This is a genomic window from Bacteroides finegoldii DSM 17565, assembly GCF_000156195.1.
Classification (GTDB): Bacteria; Bacteroidota; Bacteroidia; order Bacteroidales; family Bacteroidaceae; genus Bacteroides; species Bacteroides finegoldii.
The window spans coordinates 1-2,174 of record NZ_GG688341.1 but is presented as its reverse complement, the minus strand read 5'-3'; the positions used below and the strand labels follow the sequence as shown (position 1 = coordinate 2,174).

Sequence of the window (2,174 nt, the reverse complement as noted above, 5' to 3'; positions counted from 1 at the left end):
GAGAGACTTATTTTTTATGTCGATTTGCCCTTTTTCTCCGGATATCCGCTTTCATCTTTGCGGCACCCGAACCATGCTGTCCACGAATATAGGTTGCCTTCTTCGCTTTCGTTTTCACCTTTTCCTCTTCTTTAGGCTTATCTTTCTTGCCTTTAAAGACGATTCCGCCCTGTATTGCTTCTTCTATACTCATACAATCATTTATTAATATTCACTTTTCCGGCTACAAATATAATCCTTTTCTACGGATTTATTTATCTTTGCCAACCAAAACAATACGTAACCACTAATGGCAACAACAATTCTTCCTGCAGAAAGGGATCCGATGGGAGCCGCTATTTATGATTATTTCAATCATCACAAAGCCGATCGCTTACGAGTATTTTCCTCTCAATTTGAGGAGGATGAAATTCCTGTCAAAGAGTTATTCCGTACGATTCAATCTATGCCCGCATTGGAACGCATAGCCTTAGAAATGGCTACAGGACGGATATTGGATGTAGGAGCAGGAAGTGGATGTCATGCCTTGGCCCTCCAAGCGATGGAAAAGGAGGTATGCGCCATTGATATTTCTCCGCTATCTGTCGAAGTAATGAAACAACGTGGGGTAAATGATGTTCGTCTTACCAATCTGTTTGACGAAACATTCGATGAGACGTTCGATACGATTTTAATGCTAATGAATGGTTCCGGCATTATCGGAAAACTAAACAATATGCCGGATTTCTTTCAACGAATGAAGCGCATGCTCCGTCCTAAAGGGTGTATACTGATGGATTCAAGCGACTTACGTTATCTTTTTGAAGAAGAAGACGGAAGTATAGTTATCGACTTGGCAGGAGATTATTACGGAGAAATTGATTTTCAGATGCAATATAAGGATATAAAAGGAGATACTTTCGACTGGTTATATGTAGATTTCCAAACACTTAACTTATATGCTTCCGAATACGGTTTCAAGGCTGAATTGGTAAAAGAAGGAAAACACTACGATTACCTCGTAAAACTCAGCCTTGCTTAGAAAACTCACAAAAACACGGGGTATGTCGTAATGAATCATAATCAGCGTAAATTTGCATTTCAACATACCCTCATTCCCCTTTTATAAATTCTCTATTTATTTCAGCATTTCATTAATCATTTGCACCAAAGAAGCAAATTCTTCTTCATTATACAAACGAGTTAGTTTTACAATTTTTCCCTCTTTATCTATCAATACGTTCCTTGTTATTCCAGAGTCGCGCAAAGCATACTTCGCAAAAATATCAGCTCCCGGATCTAATCCCAACGGATAAGTGATTCCGGTAGATTTGGCAAAAGCAAGGACTTTATCAAGTGGCTCATCACGGTCAATGCCAATCAATGCAAATTCCGCATTATCTTTATGCTTCAACCAAATATCTTTTTCTATGAACGGCATTTCTTTACGACAAACACCGCACCAACTTGCTGTAAACTGCAACATTACGACCTTGCCACGGAGAGAAGACAGACTCATTTGTTTTCCATCAGTCAGTGTGATTGTAAAATCCGGAGCTATCTCCCCTACCCGAACAATATATCCTGTACTATCTGCTTCCGAAGTCATTACATCAGCAATTATTTTTATACTATCTGCCGAAACCACAGTATCTGTCGCTCCTTTTTTCTGGCCGGAGCACGCCAATACACTTATGGCTAAGAAAGCCATACCACACACATTCATAATTTTCTTTTTCATCTTCGTATAATCATTAGTGAGATTGCAAATATAAAAAAAGTACATGACGTATTTGCATTTTTAAAATAAATTCATACCTTTGCACCCGCAAAAGAAAATAACGCCTCTTTAGCTCAGTTGGCCAGAGCACGTGATTTGTAATCTCGGGGTCGTTGGTTCGAATCCGACAAGAGGCTCTTCAAAGTAAAAAGCTGTTTATCATACCGATAAGCAGCTTTTTTCAATTAAAGAAAATTCTTTTCTAGTTTTTTGGGGTCAACGTAACAATCTGAGGGATTCTATATTTAAGCATATAATTTAGCAAGTCTATATAAGAAAAAAGCTCTATCTCTTACTCCTCTGAACTGTGCTCTAAATGCTTTGATTTTAGCATTGAATGACTCTGCTGCGGCATTGGTTGCCCCTCCTTTCAAAGAAATTGATTATATCCAGATAATGTGTTTGTATAGAACGT

The 2,174-nt window shown here is 38.4% G+C and carries 3 protein-coding genes, 1 tRNA gene and 1 pseudogene; 2 read left to right on the top strand and 3 right to left on the bottom strand.

The genetic code is table 11. The features are described from left to right. Nucleotides 1–7: 7 nt before the first annotated feature. Nucleotides 8–193: a hypothetical protein gene (locus BACFIN_RS00720; RefSeq protein ID WP_007758122.1), complete on the bottom strand. Its 186-nt coding sequence runs from the start codon at nt 191–193 to the stop codon at nt 8–10. 96 nt (nt 194–289) lie between these two features. Between BACFIN_RS00720 and BACFIN_RS00725 the strand changes: the two genes are divergently transcribed. Beyond that, nucleotides 290–1,021: a class I SAM-dependent methyltransferase gene (locus BACFIN_RS00725; RefSeq protein ID WP_007758121.1), complete on the top strand. Its 732-nt coding sequence runs from the start codon at nt 290–292 to the stop codon at nt 1,019–1,021. A 96-nt stretch (nt 1,022–1,117) separates the two neighbouring features. Here BACFIN_RS00725 and BACFIN_RS00730 read toward each other — a convergent pair whose 3' ends face one another. Then, complete coding sequence (locus BACFIN_RS00730; protein WP_032839987.1) at nt 1,118–1,720, bottom strand: TlpA family protein disulfide reductase; 603 nt, start codon at nt 1,718–1,720, stop codon at nt 1,118–1,120. Nucleotides 1,721–1,822: 102 nt separating this feature from the next. Between BACFIN_RS00730 and BACFIN_RS00735 the strand changes: the two genes are divergently transcribed. Next, nucleotides 1,823–1,896: transfer RNA gene (locus BACFIN_RS00735), tRNA-Thr, on the top strand. A 108-nt stretch (nt 1,897–2,004) separates the two neighbouring features. On the opposite strand, the pseudogene BACFIN_RS22165 reads toward BACFIN_RS00735, so the two are convergent. Further along, nucleotides 2,005–2,174, bottom strand: a pseudogene (locus BACFIN_RS22165) (transposase); the annotation flags it as partial.

Excerpts from the sequence above, each read along its gene's own strand:
- BACFIN_RS00720 (WP_007758122.1), bottom strand. The coding sequence starts at position 193 with ATGAGTATAGAAGAAGCAATACAGGGCGGAATCGTCTTTAAAGGCAAG.
- BACFIN_RS00730 (WP_032839987.1), bottom strand. The coding sequence starts at position 1,720 with ATGAAAAAGAAAATTATGAATGTGTGTGGTATGGCTTTCTTAGCCATA.
- BACFIN_RS00725 (WP_007758121.1), top strand. The coding sequence starts at position 290 with ATGGCAACAACAATTCTTCCTGCAGAAAGGGATCCGATGGGAGCCGCT.